Here is a 1,933-nt window from a genome sequence, read left to right on the forward strand (position 1 = left end):
CGACAATCAGAACTGTTGAAATGCTTCTAGCGTGTAAGTATATCACAACTCCGGTTGTCTTACTATACCGATTCAGAATCCTCATACATAACTTCGGATAAAAGATTTGCAAGCCTTTGTTCTGCCGCTTCCGGTTTCTTTGAATAGAGCCTTACAACATCCGCCATATCATTAAATGCGTTGACAGTATGTGTGATCTCCCTAAGAAACATAATCTCATTATATTCATCTTTCGATTCAAATCCCATTACTTTGGCAATGTCCGCATCTTTGGTACTGCCTTTGTAATTTTTGCAGGCGAACTGAAACGAATCCAGAAACAGTTCATATTGCTTTAACATTAACAGCAGTAAGTCTTTAGAAAAAGCGTCTTCTGTTTTATTGAGGTCAAGAGGTAACTGTTTGAGAATGTTGCCCATCGCATCACGAATCTGCAATTCTTTCTTATCCGTAATATCAGTTTCATATTCATCGGTTTCCCCTTTGAGCCATTCGATTGATACATGAAGTGCTTCCGAGAGACCTTCCAGTACCATCTTTTTGGTATTGTCAATCGAACCGTTCTCATAACGCAGGATTGTGGAAGCGGTAACTCCCATCTTCTCTGCGACATAAGGCTGTGTCAGATTTAATTCCAGACGGCGCTGTTTTGCCCTGCTACCGATCAGCTTGCGTAGTTCTTTATCTTTCATGCTGATGTGCCTCCTTTTTCGGTATGTCATTACTATACCACGCAACAAAATATATTGCAATATGCAATTTATAGAAAATGAATGAAATTTCATAATGCTTGACAAAGCAATATAAACACGCTATACTGACAGCACAAATAAAATCGCATAATGCAATTTAACAGGAGGTGGTCATATGACACAAAGAAAGATTGCCTTATCTATTGAAGAAGCTGCTGATTATACGGGAATCGGCAGGAACACCCTGAGAAAACTGGTGGAATGGAAGAAACTTCCGGTATTAAAGGTCGGGAGAAAAGTCCTGATCAAAACGGATATGCTGGAACTTTTTATGGAAGCCAACGAGGGCAGAGACTTGAGGGATAAGGGAAATGTGAAAGCAGTCACAAGAAACGGTTCAACTTAAAAAAGCGGTTCCCGAAGAAACCGCCAAAGGTTCTATCAGACCGGAGTCATGATATACCTACACGCAAACAGATTATACCATGTACTTCGTCTGACAGACAACAGGAAACTTATGTTTGGAAGAAAAAGAAAGGACGATGATATTTATGGCAAGATCAACAAAGAGTTATGAGGAGCGTATGCTCCAGTTGGAAAAGAAAGAACAGGAAAGCCTTGAGAAAGCAAAACAGTATGCAGCACAGAAACGGGAACTGAAGAAACGTCAGAAAGATGTGGAAACTAAAAAGCGGACACACAGGCTCTGCCAGATTGGTGGTGCGGTGGAATCGGTGCTGGGTTCTGCGATTGAGGAAGATGATATCCCAAAGCTGATCGGCTTCTTAAAAAGGCAGGAAGCAAATGGGAAATTCTTCTCAAAGGCAATGCAGAAAGAGCCAGTTGCAAATACGGAGGAAGTGTAATGCCGGAGGGAGTGGAGTTTCCATTCCCTTCATTGCTTTTTCATGAAGGGCGCACTTATGGACAACCAGAGGTCGTCCGTATAAGTTTGCCACAGGTGGCAACCGGTCTGCGCTTACGCTTGCCGGGCTCGTTCCGTCGGCGGGGCTTTCAGCCAGACCTGCTCATGCCGCAGGAGGGACTCTTCGCCAGAGGGGCACATTCCATGCAGGCTGTTATGCACAGGGCACTCTTACGCAGAGGGTGCTCCGGCAGATACCATTTTCTTTTAGGAAAAACGTTACCTGCCGGAAATCAAAGCCGGATACAGCAGAAAGGGGGAAACGGAGCATGGCGATTTTTCATTATACAGTAAAGATTGTTGGACGCAGCAAAGG

3 protein-coding genes are annotated in these 1,933 nt (G+C 43.5%); 2 read left to right on the top strand and 1 reads right to left on the bottom strand.

Annotated elements, in window-relative coordinates; all coding sequences use genetic code 11:
* Positions 1-62: 62 nt before the first annotated feature.
* On the bottom strand, positions 63-692 hold the full coding sequence (locus PG840_RS16485; RefSeq protein ID WP_117598208.1) for a helix-turn-helix domain-containing protein: 630 nt from the start codon (positions 690-692) through the stop codon (positions 63-65).
* 175 nt (positions 693-867) lie between these two features.
* On the opposite strand from PG840_RS16485, the gene PG840_RS16490 reads away from it, so the two are divergent.
* Together PG840_RS16490 and PG840_RS16495 are read left to right on the top strand one after the other, a co-directional pair.
* Entirely contained in the window at positions 868-1,098 is a 231-nt protein-coding gene (locus PG840_RS16490) for a helix-turn-helix domain-containing protein (protein ID WP_002578307.1), read from the top strand.
* Positions 1,099-1,243: 145 nt separating this feature from the next.
* Positions 1,244-1,558, top strand: a complete 315-nt coding sequence (locus PG840_RS16495) for a DUF3847 domain-containing protein (protein WP_002578306.1) — start codon at positions 1,244-1,246, stop codon at positions 1,556-1,558.
* The last annotated feature ends 375 nt before the right edge of the window (positions 1,559-1,933 follow it).

The sequence above is a fragment of the Coprococcus sp. AM97-35 genome, from assembly GCF_027697525.1.
Classification (GTDB): domain Bacteria; phylum Bacillota; class Clostridia; order Lachnospirales; family Lachnospiraceae; genus Allocoprococcus; species Allocoprococcus comes.

Bases quoted from the DNA above. Each gene is read 5' to 3' on its own strand.
- PG840_RS16485 (WP_117598208.1), bottom strand. From the start codon at position 692: ATGAAAGATAAAGAACTACGCAAGCTGATCGGTAGCAGGGCAAAACAG.
- PG840_RS16490 (WP_002578307.1), top strand. From the start codon at position 868: ATGACACAAAGAAAGATTGCCTTATCTATTGAAGAAGCTGCTGATTAT.
- PG840_RS16495 (WP_002578306.1), top strand. From the start codon at position 1,244: ATGGCAAGATCAACAAAGAGTTATGAGGAGCGTATGCTCCAGTTGGAA.